This window comes from Streptomyces sp. SCL15-4, assembly GCF_033366695.1.
Taxonomy (GTDB): Bacteria; Actinomycetota; Actinomycetes; order Streptomycetales; family Streptomycetaceae; genus Streptomyces.
The window spans coordinates 5,674,647-5,692,200 of record NZ_JAOBTQ010000001.1 but is presented as its reverse complement, the minus strand read 5'-3'; the positions used below and the strand labels follow the sequence as shown (position 1 = coordinate 5,692,200).

17 protein-coding genes are annotated in these 17,554 nt (G+C 72.5%); 8 read left to right on the top strand and 9 right to left on the bottom strand.

The window, feature by feature from the left end; all coding sequences use genetic code 11:
• Positions 1–47 precede the first annotated feature (47 nt).
• Complete coding sequence (locus SCK26_RS25460) at positions 48–461, top strand: Fur family transcriptional regulator (protein ID WP_318203640.1); 414 nt, start codon at positions 48–50, stop codon at positions 459–461.
• 37 nt (positions 462–498) lie between these two features.
• Here the strand turns inward: SCK26_RS25460 and SCK26_RS25455 are convergent, their stop codons facing one another.
• Genes SCK26_RS25455 through SCK26_RS25435 form a run of 5 tightly spaced genes read right to left on the bottom strand, consistent with a single transcriptional unit; the run spans position 499 to position 3,933 of the window.
• Complete coding sequence (locus SCK26_RS25455; protein ID WP_318203639.1) at positions 499–1,824, bottom strand: histidine-type phosphatase; 1,326 nt, start codon at positions 1,822–1,824, stop codon at positions 499–501.
• Between the two features lie 38 nt (positions 1,825–1,862).
• On the bottom strand, positions 1,863–2,711 hold the full coding sequence (locus SCK26_RS25450; protein WP_318203638.1) for an isoprenyl transferase: 849 nt from the start codon (positions 2,709–2,711) through the stop codon (positions 1,863–1,865).
• Between the two features lie 31 nt (positions 2,712–2,742).
• Positions 2,743–3,489, bottom strand: a complete 747-nt coding sequence (gene recO, locus SCK26_RS25445; RefSeq protein ID WP_030604856.1) for a DNA repair protein RecO — start codon at positions 3,487–3,489, stop codon at positions 2,743–2,745.
• A gap of 31 nt (positions 3,490–3,520) precedes the next feature.
• A complete protein-coding gene (locus SCK26_RS25440; protein ID WP_318203637.1) occupies positions 3,521–3,736 on the bottom strand; it encodes a hypothetical protein in 216 nt (71 codons plus the stop codon).
• Positions 3,733–3,933, bottom strand: coding sequence for a hypothetical protein (locus tag SCK26_RS25435; RefSeq protein ID WP_318203636.1), 201 nt, complete (start codon positions 3,931–3,933; stop codon positions 3,733–3,735). Before SCK26_RS25435 ends, SCK26_RS25440 begins: the two co-directional genes overlap by 4 nt.
• A gap of 463 nt (positions 3,934–4,396) precedes the next feature.
• On the opposite strand from SCK26_RS25435, the gene SCK26_RS25430 reads away from it, so the two are divergent.
• From SCK26_RS25430 to SCK26_RS25410, 5 genes are read left to right on the top strand one after another with little or no spacing between them, the layout of a single operon-like run.
• The gene (locus tag SCK26_RS25430) at positions 4,397–6,019 is read left to right on the top strand and encodes an ABC transporter substrate-binding protein (protein WP_318203635.1); all 1,623 of its coding nucleotides are present in this window, start codon (positions 4,397–4,399) and stop codon (positions 6,017–6,019) included.
• Between the two features lie 4 nt (positions 6,020–6,023).
• Positions 6,024–6,980, top strand: coding sequence for an ABC transporter permease (locus tag SCK26_RS25425; RefSeq protein ID WP_318203634.1), 957 nt, complete (start codon positions 6,024–6,026; stop codon positions 6,978–6,980).
• Positions 6,980–8,956 (top strand): dipeptide/oligopeptide/nickel ABC transporter permease/ATP-binding protein, encoded by a 1,977-nt coding sequence (locus SCK26_RS25420; RefSeq protein ID WP_318203633.1) that lies wholly within the window; start codon positions 6,980–6,982, stop codon positions 8,954–8,956. Before SCK26_RS25425 ends, SCK26_RS25420 begins: the two co-directional genes overlap by 1 nt.
• Positions 8,953–9,957, top strand: a complete 1,005-nt coding sequence (locus SCK26_RS25415) for an ABC transporter ATP-binding protein (protein ID WP_318203632.1) — start codon at positions 8,953–8,955, stop codon at positions 9,955–9,957. Before SCK26_RS25420 ends, SCK26_RS25415 begins: the two co-directional genes overlap by 4 nt.
• Entirely contained in the window at positions 9,958–10,905 is a 948-nt protein-coding gene (locus SCK26_RS25410; protein ID WP_318203631.1) for a dihydrodipicolinate synthase family protein, read from the top strand.
• A gap of 54 nt (positions 10,906–10,959) precedes the next feature.
• Here SCK26_RS25410 and SCK26_RS25405 read toward each other — a convergent pair whose 3' ends face one another.
• From SCK26_RS25405 to leuA, 4 genes are all read right to left on the bottom strand, one after another.
• Entirely contained in the window at positions 10,960–11,883 is a 924-nt protein-coding gene (locus tag SCK26_RS25405) for an RNA polymerase sigma-70 factor (RefSeq protein WP_318203630.1), read from the bottom strand.
• A 76-nt stretch (positions 11,884–11,959) separates the two neighbouring features.
• Positions 11,960–13,192 carry a sialidase family protein gene (locus SCK26_RS25400; protein ID WP_318203629.1) on the bottom strand — a complete coding sequence of 411 codons (1,233 nt, stop codon included), beginning with the start codon at positions 13,190–13,192 and terminating at the stop codon, positions 11,960–11,962.
• Between the two features lie 50 nt (positions 13,193–13,242).
• Positions 13,243–13,938: a TerB family tellurite resistance protein gene (locus SCK26_RS25395; protein WP_318203628.1), complete on the bottom strand. Its 696-nt coding sequence runs from the start codon at positions 13,936–13,938 to the stop codon at positions 13,243–13,245.
• Between the two features lie 163 nt (positions 13,939–14,101).
• A complete protein-coding gene (gene leuA, locus SCK26_RS25390; protein WP_318203627.1) occupies positions 14,102–15,823 on the bottom strand; it encodes a 2-isopropylmalate synthase in 1,722 nt (573 codons plus the stop codon).
• 342 nt (positions 15,824–16,165) lie between these two features.
• Between leuA and SCK26_RS25385 the strand changes: the two genes are divergently transcribed.
• Together SCK26_RS25385 and SCK26_RS25380 are read left to right on the top strand one after the other, a co-directional pair.
• On the top strand, positions 16,166–17,236 hold the full coding sequence (locus SCK26_RS25385) for a M4 family metallopeptidase (RefSeq protein WP_318203626.1): 1,071 nt from the start codon (positions 16,166–16,168) through the stop codon (positions 17,234–17,236).
• Positions 17,237–17,256: 20 nt separating this feature from the next.
• Positions 17,257–17,523, top strand: a complete 267-nt coding sequence (locus tag SCK26_RS25380) for a protealysin inhibitor emfourin (RefSeq protein ID WP_318203625.1) — start codon at positions 17,257–17,259, stop codon at positions 17,521–17,523.
• The last annotated feature ends 31 nt before the right edge of the window (positions 17,524–17,554 follow it).

The window sequence follows — 17,554 nt, the reverse complement described above, 5'->3', positions numbered from 1 at the left end:
GCTGGCACAATGGCCCGGGCAGAAGCGAGCCATCGAAGGAGGCAACGGTGACGACCGCTGGACCGCCCGTGAAGGGTCGCGCGACCCGCCAGCGTGCAGCCGTGGCGGCGGCCCTGGACGAGGTCGACGAGTTCCGCAGCGCGCAGGAACTGCACGACATGCTCAAGCACAAGGGCGACTCCGTCGGCCTGACCACGGTCTACCGCACCCTCCAGTCCCTCGCCGAGGCCGGCGAGGTCGACGTCCTGCGCACGTCCGACGGCGAGTCCGTCTACCGCCGCTGCTCCAGCGGCGAACACCACCACCACCTGGTCTGCCGCGCCTGCGGCAAGGCGGTGGAGGTGGAGGGCCCGGCCGTCGAGAAGTGGGCGGAGGCGATCGCCGCGGAGCACGGCTACGTCAACGTGGCCCACACGGTCGAGATCTTCGGTACCTGCGCGGACTGCGCGGCGACGGCCTGAGCCGTCCGCGCCCCCGCGGGGCGCGGACGGCCCCGGCTCAGCCCCGTCCGAAGCAGCGCTCCAGCTCGTCCAGGTCGTAGAACGCGCTGCCCTCGGCGACCGGACGGCATCCCGCCTTGAACGGCGTCTCCTTCTCGTTGTAGAGCATCCGGACCAGGTACCGGTCGCCCTTGGCGAAGACGTCCCACTGGATGTTCGCTCCCAGCGGCGACACGTCCGCGCCCCGCCAGGGATTGTCCGCGTACGTGTACGCCTCTCCCGGCTCCGCCGGCTCCGTACTGCCCGGCAGTCCCATCAGCGCGGCCAGCGGAATGATCTCCTCCGCGTGGCTGAACCGCAGTTCGGCCCCGAGATCGCTGGTGCCGGCCCGCTTGGCCTCGACCTGCCGGAAGAAGTCGTCGAGCAGGACGTCCGCCATCTTGTAGGTGATGTCGCTGCCGGCGAACCCGGGCCCCTTCTCGTAGAAGTCCTCGGCGTCGGACAGATAGCCGAACCAGGCCGCGTCCGACCGGGAGACGAACCGCTCCATGCCCCAGCCCCCGCCGTCCGGGCTCTCCTCGCTCATGGCGGGGGCGATGGCGTACAGCTCGTAGACGGCCCGGGCCGCGGCCACCTGGTCGTCGACGCGCGCGACGAAGGGCTCCTTGAAGATCTTCCGCAGGATGCCGTGCGCGGCCTCGCGGGTCCTCGGCCCTGCGGTGATGCCGCCCAGGGTGTCCTTCAGGCGCTGGTCGTTCTCGATGTAGTCGCGGTAGGCGGCGCCGCCCGCGGCCTTGTGGAAGTACAGCAGGTCCTTGTCGGTGCGCACCGGTCCGATCAGCGGCTTCAGCGCGGGCTCGGCGTCGGCGAGGGCGTTGGTGAACGCGGTGCCGCTGGCCACGGCCCGGCCCTGCCCGGAGCTGACGACATCGATCTTCTCCCCGTCGTCGGCGATGCGCCGGAAGAGGGCCGGCAGCCGCCGCTCCAGGCGTACGGCGGTGTCCGCCATCTCCTGCCGGCCGCGCCCGCTGAGGCTGCCGTAGCCGGTCTTCGCCATGGCGGCCCGCAGGCCGCGCACGACCGGCCCGAACTCCTCGCCCTTGCCGGTCAGTTGCCCCTCGGCCTCGGCCCGGTCCCACAGCGCGAGGACCAGATCGGCGTCCGCGCCGTCGCTCGCGGCGCGGGAGCCGTGCCGGGAGACGTTCTCGGTGAAGACGGGCGTGAAACCGGCCGGGGGCCGCTGGTAGGCGCGCGGGCTCTGCCGCGGCGCGTACGGCGCCTTCGTGCCGTAGCTCTCGCGGTGCGCGGGGGCCTCGGCCGCGTGCGCGGGCAGAGCGGTGAGCAGCAGGGCGCCGAGGGCGAGGACAGGGGCGAGACGTCTCATGATCCGCATCCTCGGCGGCCCGGGTGAACCGCCGGTGGCTACGAGGTGGAATCGCCCTTCATGGCGGCTTCCATGGCGAGCAGTTCCTCGTTCGGTACGGCTCCGCCGAAGCGCCGGTCCCGGGAGGCGAACTCCAGGCAGGCCCGCCACAGGTCACGGCGGTCGAAGTCGGGCCACAGCACGTCCTGGAAGACCATCTCGGCGTACGCGCTCTGCCAGAGCAGGTAGTTGGAGGTGCGCTGCTCGCCGCTCGGCCGCAGGAACAGGTCCACGTCCGGCATGTCCGGGTAGTACAGGTACTTCTGGATGGTCTTCTCGGTCACCTTCGACGGGTCGAGCCGGCCCGCCTTCACGTCCTCGGCGATCGCCTGCGCCGCGTCGGCGATCTCGGCCCGGCCGCCGTAGTTCATGCAGAAGTACAGAGTGAGCAGGTCGTTGCCCTTGGTCTGCTCCTGGGCGATCTGGAGCTCCTTGGCGACCGACTTCCACAGCTTGGGCATCCGGCCCACCCAGCGCACCCGGATGCCGAGGGCGTCGAGCTGGTCGCGGGTCTTGCGGATGAAGTCGCGGTTGAAGTTCATCAGGAAGCGGACCTCGTCGGGCGAGCGCTTCCAGTTCTCGGTGGAGAAGGCGTACAGGGAGATGTTGCGCACACCGACCTCGATCGAGCCCTGGAGGACGTCCAGCACCCGTTCGGCACCGACCTTGTGGCCCTCGGTGCGCGGCAGGCCGCGTTCCTTGGCCCACCGTCCGTTGCCGTCCATGACGATCGCGACGTGGTTCGGCACCAGCTCACCGGGGAGCTTGGGCGCGCGCGCACCGGACGGATGCGGCTCCGGCGCCGTGTACTCGCGCCGCTGGCGCCCCAGGATCCCGCGTACGACCATGTGCTTCTCGTCTCCTCGACCGTAGCCGTGCTTACTTCTCTACGTAGCGCAGGGAGCGCAGCCCGCGCTCCAGGTGCCAGTGCAGGTAGGCGGACACCAGCCCGCTGCCCTCGCGGACGTACCGCGGCTCGCAGGCGTCCGCCGTCTCCCAGTCTCCCGTAAGCAGCGCCCCGAGCAGGACGAGGGTCTGCGGGGACGGCACGACGCTGCCGGGCACCCGGCAGTCGGCGCACACCGAGCCGCCGGAGGCCACGGAGAAGAACCGGTTCGGTCCCGGCATGCCGCATTTCGCGCAGTCGCCGAAGCTGGGCGCGTAGCCGTTCACGGCCAGGGACCGCAGCAGAAAGGCGTCGAGGACGAGGTGCGGGGCGTGCTCGCCCCGGGCGAGCGTCCGCAGCGCCCCGACGAGCAGCAGGTACTGCTGCACGGCCGGCTCGCCCTCGTGGTCGGTGAACCGCTCGGCGGTCTCCAGCATGGCCGTCCCGGCGGTGTACCGGGCGTAGTCCGTGACGATCCCGCCGCCGTACGGGGCGATCGTCTCGCTCTGCGTGCACAGCGGCAGGCCGCGCCCGACCAGCTCGCTCCCCCGGGCGAAGAACTGCACGTCCACATGGGAGAACGGCTCCAGCCGGGCCCCGAACTTCGACTTCGTGCGCCGTACCCCCCGGGCCACGGCGCGCACCCGTCCGTGCCCGCGCGTGAGCAACGTGATGATCCGGTCCGCCTCACCCAGCTTCTGGGTGCGCAGCACGATGCCGTCGTCGCGGAACAGACTCATGCCCCCCATTCTCGCCCATGCGCGGGGCCGGCTAGAGCACCTCCCCGCGGCTGCGGGCATTGGCGTAGGCGGTCGCCGCGCTGAGCCGCTCGGCCGGGGTGGCGCAGCGCAGCGCTCCCGGCTCGGCGTCCCACTCGCGCCCACCGCCGTACGGTCTCACCTGCACGTACGGGCCCTCGTGGCCCATCACGACGCCGACCTTGCCGGTGCGGGTGTCCACCACGTGACTGCCGATGACGGGCTTCACCGCTCCTCCCCCGCCAGGGCCGCCGCCAGCAGGCGCGCGGTCCGGACCGAACACCGCCCGAGGTCCACCAGCGGACAGGGCACCTCCCGCACGAGACTCACCGGATCGAGCCCCAGCGACGGGAGTACGACCCCGGCCTTTTCGAGAGCCGACCGCAATTCCCTCAACGCCTCCTCCGCCTCTTCGATGCCGCTCACTTAGCTCCCCTTCCTGTTCCGAGTTTACGCTTTGTACATCAAGCGTGACGCTCCGCTTTTCCACCCGGAAGGCGTCCGCGCCCTCGGGCGCACGGCCGCCGAAGGGGTTTGACCACGGCCACCGCTTCCCGGCGGCCGGTGCGGGGGGCCTTTGGCCGGGGGCTCGGACGCCACGCGGAAAACCCGCGATTCACCCAGGTGGAGCCGGGTCGCCCGGCTCCGCACCCCCTCGCCAATACACGGCGCGGCCCGGCGACTTGGCGAAGGGCGGCGCCCGCGCCGGGGCTACCCCCATTCGTGTGCGCTGTCTTGACCGCCCCCACGGCCCCTCTTATCGTCGCGCTACCGAGCGGACGTAGGACGTTGGACGTCGTATCCCCCTCCTCCCACCACTTCCCCCTCCACTCCTCCTCTTCCTCATCGACTCATCGGTTCATCGGTTCATCGACCTGATGGAGGACCCGTGCGCGACGACGTGATTCCCGACGTACCGGCACCGCGCCGCCGGGCGTTTCTCCTGGGTGCCGGAGCGGTGGGCGCGGGCGCGGTGCTGGCGGGGTGTTCCGCCGGGCCGGAGTCGACCAACGACACGGGCGGCGGGGGCGGCGGCAAGGACCGGACGCTGACCGCCGTCATCGGCTACGGCAACGACGGCAGCTGGGACCCGACCCAGACCGCCTCCGCGTTCGCGATGGCCGCCAACAATCACATCTACGAGGGACTGCTGGACACCGACCCGATCACCCGGGCGCCGTACCCCGCCCTCGCCACCGCGCTCCCCGCCGACCCGAACGCCACCACCTGGCGGTTCACGCTCCGCGCCGGTGCCACCTTCCACGACGGCAAGCCCGTCACCGCCGACGACGTGGTGTTCGTCTACGACCGGATCCTGGACCCGAAGACCCAGACGCTGGCCAAGGGGTTCTTCGCCTCCTGGCTGGACTCCGTCCGCAAGACCGGCGAGCGGACCGTCGAGCTGAAGCTCAGGTTCCCGTTCCCCGACGGGCTCGCCCGGCTCACCCTCGCCAAGATCATGCCCGCGCACGTCTACTCCCGGCCCGGCGCCTGGGACGACGCGATCAAGGGACTGGCCGTGGGCTCGGGGCCGTACCGGCAGACCGCGCACCACCCGAAGTCGAACACCACCTTCGAGGCGTTCGCCGCCTACAACGGCCCGCGCAAGCCCGTCTTCCGGAGGATGAACTGGCTGACCATCGTGGACGCGTCCTCCCGCGTCGCGCGGATCTCCGGGACCGGAGCCGGCGCGCAGATCGCCGACAACATCCCCTACGCCAACATCCCCCGCCTGGAACAGGGCGGGCTGAAGGTGGCCGGCGGCGCCGGGATGAACAACCTGTTCCTGATGTTCAACACCCGGCACAAGCCCTTCGACGACGTCCGGGTGCGCCAGGCCCTGCACTACGCCATCGACAGCGAGAAGATGGTGCGGGTCGCCCTGAAGGGGCACGGCAGGCCCGCGTCCTCGTTCCTCAACGAGGGCAATCCGAGCTACCGGCGGGCCAAAACCGTCTACGACTACGACCCCGGCAAGGCGAAGGCGCTGCTGAGGGCCGCCGGGGTGACGGGTCTGCGGGTCGAGATCATGGCCGTCAACGTCAGCTGGATCGTGGACTGCCTGCCGACCATCAAGGCCTGCTGGGACGCCGTCGGCGTGCGCACCACCCTGGCGCCGCAGGAGACCACGGCCGTGTTCACCAAGATGGACCAGAAGCAGGACTACCAGGTGGTCGCGGCGGCCTCCAACCCCAATCAGTTCGGGCTCGACGCCGACCTGGTCATGCACTACAACTACGGCCCCGGGAACCTGTGGATGCGGTACACGCGGTGGGCCGACGACCCGGCCGCCCGGCGGCTCTTCAAGGACATGGACCGGGCGACCCGGGAGCCGGACCCCGCGAGGAAGAAGGCGATGGTCCAGGACTACATCGACGTCGTCGCCGAACAGGCCGTCCTGTACCCGGTCGTCCACAACGAGCTGATGACCGCCTGGGACCCGCGCGAACTGTCCGGGATAAGGCCCCAGCCCTATCCGGGCGTCAACCTCCTCCGGGCCCGCTGGATCTGACGGCATGACCACGGTCGTACGCATCCTGCTCCGCCGGGTCGTCCTGCTGGTGCCGCTGCTGCTCGGCATCGTGCTGTTCGTGTTCCTGGTGATGCGGTTCTCGGACGTCGACCCGGCGTCCGCGTTCTTCCAGGGCGCCAACCCCAGCCCGCGGCAGCTGCACGACTTCCGGGAGCGCAACGGGCTGCTGGACCCGCTGCCCGTGCGCTACGTCCACTTCGTCGGCGACCTCCTCCACGGCGACCTCGGCACCAGCGCCCTCACCCGCGCCCCCGTGGCCGAGCAGGTCACCACCGCCCTGCCGCTCACCCTCCAGCTGACCTTCCTCGGCCTCGCCCTGGCCGTCGCCTTGGCGCTGGCGGGCGGGGTGACGGCGGCGGTGTACCGGGACCGGCTGCCGGACCAGCTCATCCGGGTCGTCTCGCTGATCGGGGTCGCCGCGCCCGGCTTCTGGCTGGCGCTGCTGATGATCCAGTACCTCGCCGTGGACCGGGGCTGGTTCCCGACCGGCGGCTACGTCAACCCGGGCGACTCGGTCACCGGCTGGCTGCGGACCATGGCGCTGCCCGCCGTCGCCCTGTCCCTGCCGGTGGCCGCCCAGCTCACCCGGATCGTGCGGACCTCGGTGGTGGAGGAGCTGGACAAGGACTACGTACGGACGGCGATCGGCAGCGGGCTGCCGCCGCGCGTGGTCGTCGGCCGGAACGTGCTGCGCAACGCGCTGGTCAACCCGCTCACCGTGCTCGGGCTGCGGGTCGGCTATCTGCTCGGCGGCGCCGTCGTCATCGAGACGATCTTCTCGCTGCCCGGCATGGGCAAGCTGATGATCGACGCGGTGCAGAACGGCGACCCGGCGGTGGTGCAGGGCGTCGTGCTGACCACCGCGACCGGGTTCGTCGTCGTCAACCTCGTCATCGACATCCTGTATCTGCTGGTCAACCCACGACTGAGGGCGGGCTGATGGTCACGCGCGCGACGCTCACCGAGCGGCTGTCCCGGCCCGGCCTCCGGCTGCGCGGATGGCGCCGGCTGCCGCTGCCGTCGAAGGCCGCCTTCTGCCTCCTGGCCGTGGTCGTCCTGGTCGCCGTCCTCGCGCCGGTCCTGGCGCCCGACGATCCGCTGGACCAGCAGGACCCGGCCGGCGGCACGGGAGCGCCGTCCGCCGCGCACTGGATGGGACAGGACAGCCTGGGCCGGGACATCCTGAGCCGGCTGATGTACGGCGCCCGCTGGTCGCTGGCCATCGGACTGGGCGCGACCGCGCTGGCGCTGGTGGCCGGGGCCCTGCTCGGGGCCGTGGCCGCCACCTCCCGCAAGGCCGTGGACGAGACGCTGATGCGCTGTCTGGACGTGGTGATGGCGTTCCCCGGCATCGCGCTCGCCGCCGTGCTGGTGGCCGTGTTCGGCGGCGGCATCGGCGTGCTGATCTGCGCCATCGCGTTCCTGTTCACGCCGCCGGTGGCGCGGGTGGTCCGGGCGAACGTGCTGGACCAGTACGGCGAGGACTACGTCACCGCCGAGCGGGTCATCGGCGCCCGCACTCCGCACATCGTGCTGCGGCACGTGGCCGTCAACTGCGCCGCACCGGTCCTGGTGTTCTGCACGGTCCAGGTCGCCGAGGCCATCGTCTTCGAGGCGTCCCTCTCCTTCATCGGCGCCGGCGTCAGGCCCCCGGACCCGTCCTGGGGCAGTGTCATCGCCGACGGCCGGAACATGGTGCTGACCGGCGGCTGGTGGGCGACCGTCTTCCCCGGGCTGCTGATCCTGCTCACCGTGCTGGCGCTGAACGTCCTCTCCGAGGGCGTGTCGGACGCCTGGGCCGCGCCCGCCCCGAGGCAGGTGCGCGCGCCCGCCGACCGGCTCCAGGCGCCCGAGCCCGGCACCGGCGGTGTCCTGCCGCTGCCCGGTCTGGCCGAGGCCGCCCGGCGGCTGCGTTCCCGGGCCCGGCCGCTGCCCGACCGGAGCGGGCAGCCGGTGCTCGCCGTGGAGAACCTCGCCATCGGCTTCCCGGACCGGCACCGGGGTGTGGACATCGTGGCCGGGGTCAGCTTCGAGGTGTATCCCGGGGAGGTGCTGGGCCTGGTGGGCGAGTCGGGCTGCGGCAAGTCGCTGACCGCGCTCACCGTCATGGGGCTCCAGCCCCGCGGCGCCCGGATCGGCGGGCAGGTGCGGTTCCGGCAGCGGGACCTGCTCACCGAGCCGGTGCGGGCACGGCGGCGGCTGCTCGGCCACGAGATGGCCATGGTCTACCAGGACGCCCTGTCCTCGCTGAACCCGGCCATGACCATCCGCGCCCAGCTCCGGCAGCTCGTCCGGCGCGGCGGCCGCCGCGGCCCCGCGGAGCTGCTGTCGCTGGTCGGGCTGGACCCGGAGCGGACCCTGCGCAGCTATCCGCACGAGCTGTCCGGCGGGCAGCGCCAGCGCGTGCTGATCGCCATGGCGCTCTCCCGCGAGCCGCGGCTGATCGTCGCCGACGAGCCGACCACCGCCCTGGACGTCACGGTGCAGGCGCAGGTCATGGAGCTGCTGCTGCGGCTGCGCGAGGAGCTGGGTTTCGCGCTGGTCCTGGTCTCGCACGACCTGGCGCTGGTCGCGGACGTCACCGACCGGGTGGCGGTGATGTACGGCGGGCGGATCGTGGAGACCGGGGTGACCGCCGACCTGGTGGCGGCGCCGGCCCACCACTACACGCGCGGCCTGCTGGGCAGCGTGCTGTCGCTGGAGTCGGCCGAGGAGCGGATGACGCAGATCAAGGGCATCGTCCCGGCCCCGGCCGGCTTCCCGGCGGGCTGCCGGTTCGCCGACCGCTGCCCGCTGGCCACCGAGGTGTGCCACACCACCGCCCCCGTGCTCACCGGCACCCCCACCCATGCGGCCGCCTGCCACCACCCGGCGGTGGAGCCGACGTCCGCGGAGAGCGAGGAGGCCCTGCAATGACGGCGGTGGTGGAGGTACGGGACGCGCACGTGGTGCACAAGGCGCGCAGCGGCGGGCTCTTCAGGCGGGACCGGGTGTACGCCCTGACCGGTGCCGGGCTGTCCGTGGCGGCCGGGGAGACGGTGGGCGTGGTCGGCGAGTCGGGGTGCGGGAAGTCGACGCTGGCGAAGGTGCTGGTGGGCATCCAGCGGCCGGTCGCGGGGACGGTGGCGTTCCGCGGCCGGGACCTGTGGGCGATGCCGGACGCCGAGCGCCGGGCGACCGTGGGGGCGGGCACCGGGCTGGTCTTCCAGGACCCGTCGACCGCGCTGAACCGCCGGCTGACCGTCCGCCGCATCCTGCGCGACCCGCTGGACGTGCACCGGCGCGGCAGCCGCGCGCAGCGCGAGGAGCGGGTGCGGGAACTGATGGCGCTGGTGGGACTGCCCGGGGCGCTCGCCGACGCGCTGCCGGGGCAGCTGTCGGGCGGGCAGCGGCAGCGGGTGGCCATCGCCCGCGCCCTCGCCCTGGACCCGGCCCTCGTGGTCGCCGACGAGCCGACCAGCGCCCTGGACGTCTCGGTCCGCGCGCAGATCCTGAACCTGCTGCTGGACCTGAAGGAACGCCTCGGCCTGGCCCTGGTGTTCGTCTCGCACGACATCCAGACGGTCCGGCGGATGAGCGACCGGGTGATCACGATGTACCTGGGCCGGATCGTGGAGGAGACCCCGGCCGGCCGGGTCACCGACGCGGCCCGGCACCCGTACACCCGGGCCCTGTTCTCCGCCACGCCCGGCCTGCTGGACCCGATCGAGCCGATCCCGCTGAGCGGGCCGGTGCCCTCGGCGACCCGCCCGCCGAGCGGCTGCCCGTTCCGCACCCGGTGCTGGAAGGCCGACGAGCTGTGCGCCCGGGTGATGCCGGACTTCTCGGCCGCGTCACACCCCGCTCACCGCTACCGGTGTCACCATCCTGTGGAGGAGGACACGTCGACCCGAGATCTAGCGCGCCAGGAGCCCTGAATGACCCTTCCCGCCCCGCTCACCGGTGTCGTCCCGCCCGTCTGCACACCCCTGACACCGGACCGCGAGGTGGATGTGCCGTCCCTGCTGCGCCTGGTGGACTTCCTGGTGGAGGCGGGGGTGCACGGGCTGTTCCTGCTGGGCTCGACCTCGGAGGCGGCGTTCCTGACGGACGCGCAGCGCCGGCAGGTGGTGGCGGCCGTGACCGCGCACCTCGGCGGGCAGTTGCCGGTCATCGCGGGCGCCATCGACATGACCACGCCGCGCGTCCTGGAGCATGTCGCGGCGGTCACCGGGGCCGGCGCGGAGGCCGTCGTCGTCACCGCCCCGTTCTACGCCCGCACCCATCCCGCGGAGATCGTCCGCCACTACCGCCGGATCGCCGCCGCCAGCCCGGTCCCGGTGATCGCCTACGACATCCCGGTCGCCGTGCACACCAAGCTGCCCGCGGAGGTGGTGCTGGGGCTCGCCGGGGACGGTGTCCTGGCCGGGATCAAGGACTCCAGCGGGGATCTGGCGGCCTTCCGGGAGCTGGTGACGGGCTCCCGCGCCCACCCCGGGTTCGGCGTGCTCACCGGCTCGGAGCAGATCACCGACGCGGCGCTGGCGATGGGCGCGGACGGGGCGGTGCCGGGCCTGGCCAACGTCGACCCGCACGGGTACGTGCGGCTGTACCGGCACTGCCGGGCGGACGACCCGGAGGGCGCGCGGGCCGAACAGGAGCGGCTGTGCGCCCTGTTCGGGATGGTCGGCGTCGGCGATCCGGCGCGGATGGGCGGCGGTTCGGCGGCGCTGGGCGCGTTCAAGGCGGCGCTGCACCTGCGCGGCGTCATCGACTGCCCCATCACCGCCGAGCCGCAGGTCCCGCTGTCCGGCGAGGAGGTCGAACAGGTCGGCAAGTTCCTGGCGGCGGCCGGCCTCCTCGGCCGGGACGCGCACGAGCGCTGACACCCGGCGCGGGTGCGTGCGCCGCACATTGGCGCACGCACCCGCGTACGACGCTCACCGCGCTCTCCGGCGCGCCTCCCGCAACGCGTGGTGCACCGACCAGGCGTCCGCCACGGGACCGAGGTGGCCGAGCTTGTCGGGGTTGGCCACGAGGCGGACGGCCCGGACCCGCCCGTCGAGGACGTCGAGCGCCATGACGTTGAGGACGCGGCCCTCCCGGTCGCGGAAGACCGCGCCGGGCCCGCCGTTGACCTCGTGCGGCTCGCAGGTGACGGCGACGTCGTCGAGCCGGGCGAAGAGGGCGGCGAGCAGCCGGGCCACGTTCTCGGCGCCCACGACGGTCCGGGCCAGCCGGGGAGCCTTGCCGCCGCCGTCGCCGGCCATCGACGCATCGGCGGCGAGCAGGTCCCGCAGCGCGATGACGTCGCCCTCGCGCAGGGCGTCGAAGAAGCGGGAGGCCAGGTGGTCCCGCTCGGTGCGGTCCGCCTCGAAGCGGGGCCGGCCCTCGGTCATGTGGCGCCGGGCCCGCACCAGGAGCTGGCGGCAGGCCGCCTCCGAGCGGCCGACCGCCCGGGCGATCTCCGGGAAGCCGAAGTCGAAGACCTCGCGCAGCACGAAGACCGCGCGCTCCGGCGGGCTGAGCCGCTCCAGGAGCAGCAGGGCGGCCATCGACACCGAGTCGGCCAGCTCCGCCGACCGCTCCGGGTCCTCGTAGGGGTCGGCCAGCAGCGGCTCGGGGAACCAGGGGCCGACGTACGCCTCCCGGCGCACCCGGGCCGAGCGCAGGACGTCGATGGACAGCCGGGTCACCGTGGCCGACAGGTACGCCTTGGCCGACCGCGGCCGGACCGGGGAGGCGGAGAAGCGCAGCCAGGTCTCCTGGACGGCGTCCTCGGCCTCGCCGACGCTGCCGAGGATGCGGTAGGCGATGGAGAACAGCAGCGGCCGCAGCTCCTCGAACTCCTCGGTTGTGCTCATGCCGGACGCCCCCGTTCGCCGTAGCCGATCACCGCACCCCATCATCCACTCCTCCGCCCGGCCACGCCCACCCCCTTCACGACGGGACGGCCGCCCGCTCCTGTGACATCGACGGCAGCGGGATCCGGCGGAACTGCAGCGACTCGTAGGGGCTGTCGATGCCGGTCTCGTAGAGGACGCCGACGTGCCGGCTGCCGAGCGGGACGAGGTCGGAGTAGGCGGCCCGCAGGTCGCCGAGGGTGAGCAGCCGGACGAAGGTGCGGCCGGCGTCCGCGCTGGCCCACAGGGCGAGGGCGCGGCGGGCGGTGGGCACGGAGGGCGCGGAGAACAGCAGGGGCGCGCCCGGGGCGTCGGGCTGCAGGACGCTGCCCTGGACCACGGGGACGGCGTCCAGGGAGTGCTGGACGGCGTAGGGGCGGTCCAGGGTGCGGCCGCCGTCGCTGGAGTGGCTGTCGAGCCGGTTGCCGGGGGCGGTGCCGTTCTGGTCGCGGGCGCCGAGGTAGACGCGGCCGTCGGGGAGCTGGGCGGCGCTGGTCTCGTTGGCGTTGGTCACGCCGTCGTACACCGCGTCGACGAAGCCCAGGTGCCAGGTGTGGCCGGTGTCGTCGCTGTAGAGGGCGTGGCCGCCGTAGTAGCGGGCCTCCTGGCCGGTGTCGGAGGAGCCGGCGGGCGGGGCGGCGGAGTGGTTGGCGGGGATCAGCAGGCGGCCGGCGTGCGGGCCGCGGGTGAGGGCGAGGGCGTGGCCGGGGCCGGTGGCGTACCAGCGCCAGTCCGGCCGCTTCACCGTGTCGGTGATGTCCCGGGGATCGGTGAAGTGCCGGCCGTCGTCCGCGCTGCGCTGGACGTAGACCCGGCGGCCCTGTCCCGGGCCGACCTCGCCGCGCATGATCCGCGCCTCGGTCGCGCTGCCGCTGTTGCCGCAGGTCACCAGGATGATGGTGCCGGTGCGCGGGTCGACGACGGGCGCCGGGTTGCCCCGGGTGTCGCCGTGGCCGGCGGCGACCACGGTCAGCGGGCCCCAGGTGCAGCCGCCGTCGGCGGAGCGGCGCAGGACGACGTCGATGTCCCCGCTGTCGCCGACGCCGCCGCGGCGGCCCTCGGCGAAGGCGAGGAGGGTGCCGGTCCGGGTCTCCACCACGGCGGGGATGCGGTAGACGGCGTAGCCGTCCTGTCCGGAGGCGTACGGGACGGAGGACTCGCAGTCGCCGGGCGCGGCGTGCGCGGGCTGCCCGGCGGTGAGTGCGGTGAGTGCGGTGAGTGCGGTGAGGAGGGCGAGGACGGTCGGAAGGGTGCGGCTGCGCGGGATCACGCCCTGATGCTGCCCGCGACGGCGGCCGCGCTCTTACTCCACCAGGGTGATCAGGAGGGGGTGCGGGCGGCGGCCAGCAGCCGGTTGACGTCGTCGGCGCGGAGGGTGAGGGCCGCGCCGACGGTGGCGAGGGCGTCGCGTTCGGCGGGGGTGTAGGGGCCGTCGGCGAGGGCGATGCGGGCGCCCTGGAGCAGCAGGGCCTCGCGGCCGGCCGGGGCGAGGTGCGCGGCGAGCGGGTCCAGGGCCTCGTGCAGCTCTATGGTCAGCCCGGCCCCGCACGGCTGCTCGAAGTACCGGCCGGTGTCGGCGGCGAGGGCGTCGACCAGGGCGGCGAGCTGCTCCTCGGTGCAGTCGGCGGAGCCGGCCGCGCGGACGGTGGCGCAGGCCGTCTCCAGGACCGTGCGGGAGGAGGTGCCGCCCGCCGCGAGGACCGCGAGGGCGACGGTGTGCACGGCGTCGCGGAGCATCGCGGAGAAGCGGCGGGTGGTCGGGTGGCCCAGGACGTCGGTGCCGAAGTGGTGCCGGCAGGCGGCGCACTCCACCACCGGTCCGGTCTCGCCGCGCGGCAGCAGGGGCACGCCGAGCAGGGTGAGCCGGCGGCGGCCGGTGAGCCGCTGGTAGTTGCGGTCGCCGCCGCAGCCGGGACAGAAGAACTCGCCGTCGCCGACGGGCGTCCACGCGGTGCGGGTGCCCAGGATGCGCAGGGCCCCGGTGGCACGGCCGTCTCGTCCCCGTACTGGCAGCACGTCGCACCTCCGTAACGGCGCGGCAGCATCGCCGCGCTGGCGTGATGTTAGCCACATCAGGGAGGCGGAGTCAGTACCCCGTACGAGACCTTTCCGTGACCTGAGGGACGCGATGGCCGAAAAGCGGCACCCCGCCCGCCGGTGTGCGGCGGGCGGGGACCCGTCAGCGGGTGGCGCGGTTGACCGCGGAGACGACCGCCTTCAGCGAGGCGCGCGTGGTGTTCGCGTCGATGCCGATCCCCCACAGGACCTTGCCGTCGATGGCGCACTCGATGTACGAGGCGGCCTGCGCGGAGGCGCCCTCGCTCATCGTGTGCTCCTGGTAGTCCAGCAGGCGTACGTCGACGCCCAGGGCGTGCAGGGCGTCGAAGAAGGCCGAGATCGGACCGTTGCCGGAGCCGGTCAGGACGGTGTCCCGGCCGTCGACGGTGGCCTCGACGGTGAGGGTGTCCACGCCGTCGGTGTCCGTCGTGGACTGGCCGGTCCGCACCTGGATGCGGCCCCAGGGGTTGTCCGGGTTGGGCAGGTACTCGTCCTGGAAGACGGCCCAGATGTCCTTCGGCGTGATCTCGCCGCCCTCGGCGTCGGTCTTCGCCTGGATGATCCTGGAGAACTCGATCTGCATGCGGCGCGGCAGGTCCAGCTTGTGGTCGTTCTTCAGGACGTAGGCGATGCCGCCCTTGCCGGACTGGGAGTTGACGCGGATGACTGCCTCGTAGGAGCGGCCGACGTCCTTGGGGTCGATGGGCAGGTACGGCACCGCCCACTCGATGTCGTCGACCGTGACGCCCCTGGCCCTCGCGTCGGCCTCCATGGCGTCGAAGCCCTTCTTGATGGCGTCCTGGTGGGAGCCGGAGAAGGACGTGTAGACCAGGTCGCCCACGTACGGGTGGCGCGGGTGGACCTCCATCTGGTTGCAGTACTCCCACGTACGGCGGATCTCGTCGATGTCGGAGAAGTCGATCTGCGGGTCGACGCCCTGGGAGAACAGGTTCATGCCCAGGGTGACCAGGTCGACGTTGCCGGTGCGCTCGCCCTGCCCGAACAGGCAGCCTTCGACGCGGTCGGCGCCGGCCATCAGGGCCAGCTCGGCGGCGGCCACGGCGGTGCCGCGGTCGTTGTGCGGGTGGACGGACAGGCAGACGTGCTCGCGGCGGGAGAGGTTGCGGTGCATCCACTCGAAGCGGTCCGCGTGCGTGGAGGGGGTGGAACGCTCCACGGTGGCGGGCAGGTTGAGGATGATCTCGCGGCCCGGGCCGGGCTGCCAGACGTCCATGACCGCCTCGCAGACCTCCAGGGCGAAGTCCAGCTCGGTGTCGGTGAAGATCTCCGGGCTGTACTGGTAGCCGAACTCGGTCTCGGGGCCGAGCAGCTTCTCGGCGTACTCCATCACCAGGCGGGTGCCGTCGACGGCGATCTGCTTGATGTCGTCCTTGGAGCCGCGGAAGACGACCCGGCGGAAGACCGGCGCGGTGGCGTTGTACAGGTGGACGGTGGCGCGCCGGGCGCCCTTCAGGGACTCCACCGTCCGCTCGATCAGATCCTCGCGGGCCTGGGTCAGCACCGAGATGGTGACGTCGTCCGGGATCGCGCCCTCTTCCTCGATGATCGAGCGCACGAAGTCGAAGTCGGTCTGGCCGGATGCGGGGAAGCCGACCTCGATCTCCTTGTAGCCCATCTTCACCAGCTGGTCGAACATCCGGCGCTTGCGCTCGGGCGACATGGGGTCGATCAGGGCCTGGTTGCCGTCGCGCAGGTCGGTGGAGAGCCAGCGGGGGGCGGCGGTGATCCGCTTCTCGGGCCAGGTGCGGTCCGGGATGTCGACCTGGTCGTAGCGACCGTACTTGTGGATCGGCATGGGGCTGGGCTGCTGGCGGTTGGCCATGACGCGTGGGCTCCTCAGGGTGTCCCGGAAATCCGAGTGGACGGCCGACGACGCAACGCCAGAGCTCCGCGGGGAGGGAGTCGGCCTCGACTACAGACCCTCGCCGCGGCAGCTAAGAAGAAGCAGCCAGGAGCGCATGATGCTCCGCAGCCTAGCCGAGCCGTTCCGGGCGCGCGGGCCTGTCCCAGTATGCGGGACCAGGCGGAGAAATTGGACAAAAAGTGCACCGCATCACATCGCCCTACCACAACGTCACGCAGCGTGGCGCCCGTTGTCCCGGTATTTCACCAATCATGGTGGCAGGTAGTGACAGTGAAGTCACACAATGCGATGGTTCCGGATATGACGACCACCGGGGGCTCCGAGCCCGTCTTCTGCACGATCGTGCCGCCGCACGTCCTCGACAAACTCGCCCGCAACGACGACCCCGCGCTCTCCGGCCCGGCCCGCCGGTCCCTGGAGCACGACGCCTTCCAGCGCACCAAGCGGCGCCTGACCACGGTGATCGGCGCGAGTGCCGTCGCCGCGCCCGAGGGCGCCGCCCCCGACCAGCCGCACCGCACCATCTACGACGCCGAGCACACCCAGGACCTGCCCGGCACCAAGGTCCGCGAGGAGGGCTCCGAGCCCGGCTCCGACGCCTCCGTCAACCGGGCCTACGCCGGCCTCGGCGCCACCTTCGAGCTGTATCTGAAGGCCTACGGCCGGCACTCCATCGACGGCAACGGCCTACCGCTGGACGCCACCGTGCACTTCGGCGAGGGCTACGACAACGCCTTCTGGGACGGCGAGCAGATGGTCTTCGGCGACGGGGACAACGAGGTCTTCCTCGACTTCACCATCCCGGTCGACGTCATCGGCCACGAGCTGACCCACGGCGTCACCCAGCACACCGCCAACCTGGACTACCACGGCCAGTCCGGCGCGCTCAACGAATCGCTCTCCGATGTCTTCGGCTCGCTGATCAAGCAGTACACCCTCGGCCAGACCGCCGCCGAGGCCGACTGGCTGATCGGCGCCGGACTGCTCGCCCCGCGCGTCACCGGCGTGGCCCTGCGCTCGATGAAGGCCCCGGGCACGGCGTACGACGACGACGTCCTCGGCAAGGACCCGCAGCCGGCGCGGATGGAGGACTACGTCCGCACCGGCCGCGACAACGGCGGCGTGCACATCAACTCCGGCATCCCCAACCACGCCTTCTACCTGGCCGCCACCGCCCTCGGCGGCTACGCCTGGGAGAAGGCCGGGCAGGTCTGGTACGACGTGCTGACCGGCGGCGACCTGAAGGAGGACGCGCTCTTCGCCGACTTCGCCACGCTGACGGTGAAGGCGACGCGGGAGCGGTACGGCGCCGGGGACGAACTGCGGGCCGTGCAGAAGGCCTGGGAACAGGTGGGGGTGCGCACGCTCTGATTCCGTACTAGACACGGACCATGCGTATTCGAGTACGGCGTACGGGCGGTTTCGCGGGCATCGAGCGCGGGGCCGAGGTGGACACCTCGGACCGGTCCGATGCCGAGGAGTGGCAGTCCCTGGCCGGACGTGTCCTCGCGTCCGGCCGGGCCGCGCCTCCGGCGGGCGTCCCGGACGGCTTCAGCTACGAGATCACGGTCGACGGCCGCACGGTGTACGCGGCCGATCCCGGACTGTCCCCGGACCAGAGGGAGTTGGTGACACGAGTGCTGAAGGAAGGCGCGTGACGGGGCGTTGACTTCCGTCGCCGGGGCTGCG

Bases quoted from the DNA above. Each gene is read 5' to 3' on its own strand.
- leuA (WP_318203627.1), bottom strand. From the start codon at position 15,823: ATGGCCAACCGCCAGCAGCCCAGCCCCATGCCGATCCACAAGTACGGT.
- SCK26_RS25420 (WP_318203633.1), top strand. From the start codon at position 6,980: ATGGTCACGCGCGCGACGCTCACCGAGCGGCTGTCCCGGCCCGGCCTC.
- SCK26_RS25405 (WP_318203630.1), bottom strand. From the start codon at position 11,883: ATGAGCACAACCGAGGAGTTCGAGGAGCTGCGGCCGCTGCTGTTCTCC.
- SCK26_RS25450 (WP_318203638.1), bottom strand. From the start codon at position 2,711: ATGGTCGTACGCGGGATCCTGGGGCGCCAGCGGCGCGAGTACACGGCG.
- SCK26_RS25455 (WP_318203639.1), bottom strand. From the start codon at position 1,824: ATGAGACGTCTCGCCCCTGTCCTCGCCCTCGGCGCCCTGCTGCTCACC.
- SCK26_RS25410 (WP_318203631.1), top strand. From the start codon at position 9,958: ATGACCCTTCCCGCCCCGCTCACCGGTGTCGTCCCGCCCGTCTGCACA.
- SCK26_RS25415 (WP_318203632.1), top strand. From the start codon at position 8,953: ATGACGGCGGTGGTGGAGGTACGGGACGCGCACGTGGTGCACAAGGCG.
- SCK26_RS25380 (WP_318203625.1), top strand. From the start codon at position 17,257: ATGCGTATTCGAGTACGGCGTACGGGCGGTTTCGCGGGCATCGAGCGC.
- SCK26_RS25385 (WP_318203626.1), top strand. From the start codon at position 16,166: ATGACGACCACCGGGGGCTCCGAGCCCGTCTTCTGCACGATCGTGCCG.
- recO (WP_030604856.1), bottom strand. From the start codon at position 3,489: ATGAGTCTGTTCCGCGACGACGGCATCGTGCTGCGCACCCAGAAGCTG.
- SCK26_RS25425 (WP_318203634.1), top strand. From the start codon at position 6,024: ATGACCACGGTCGTACGCATCCTGCTCCGCCGGGTCGTCCTGCTGGTG.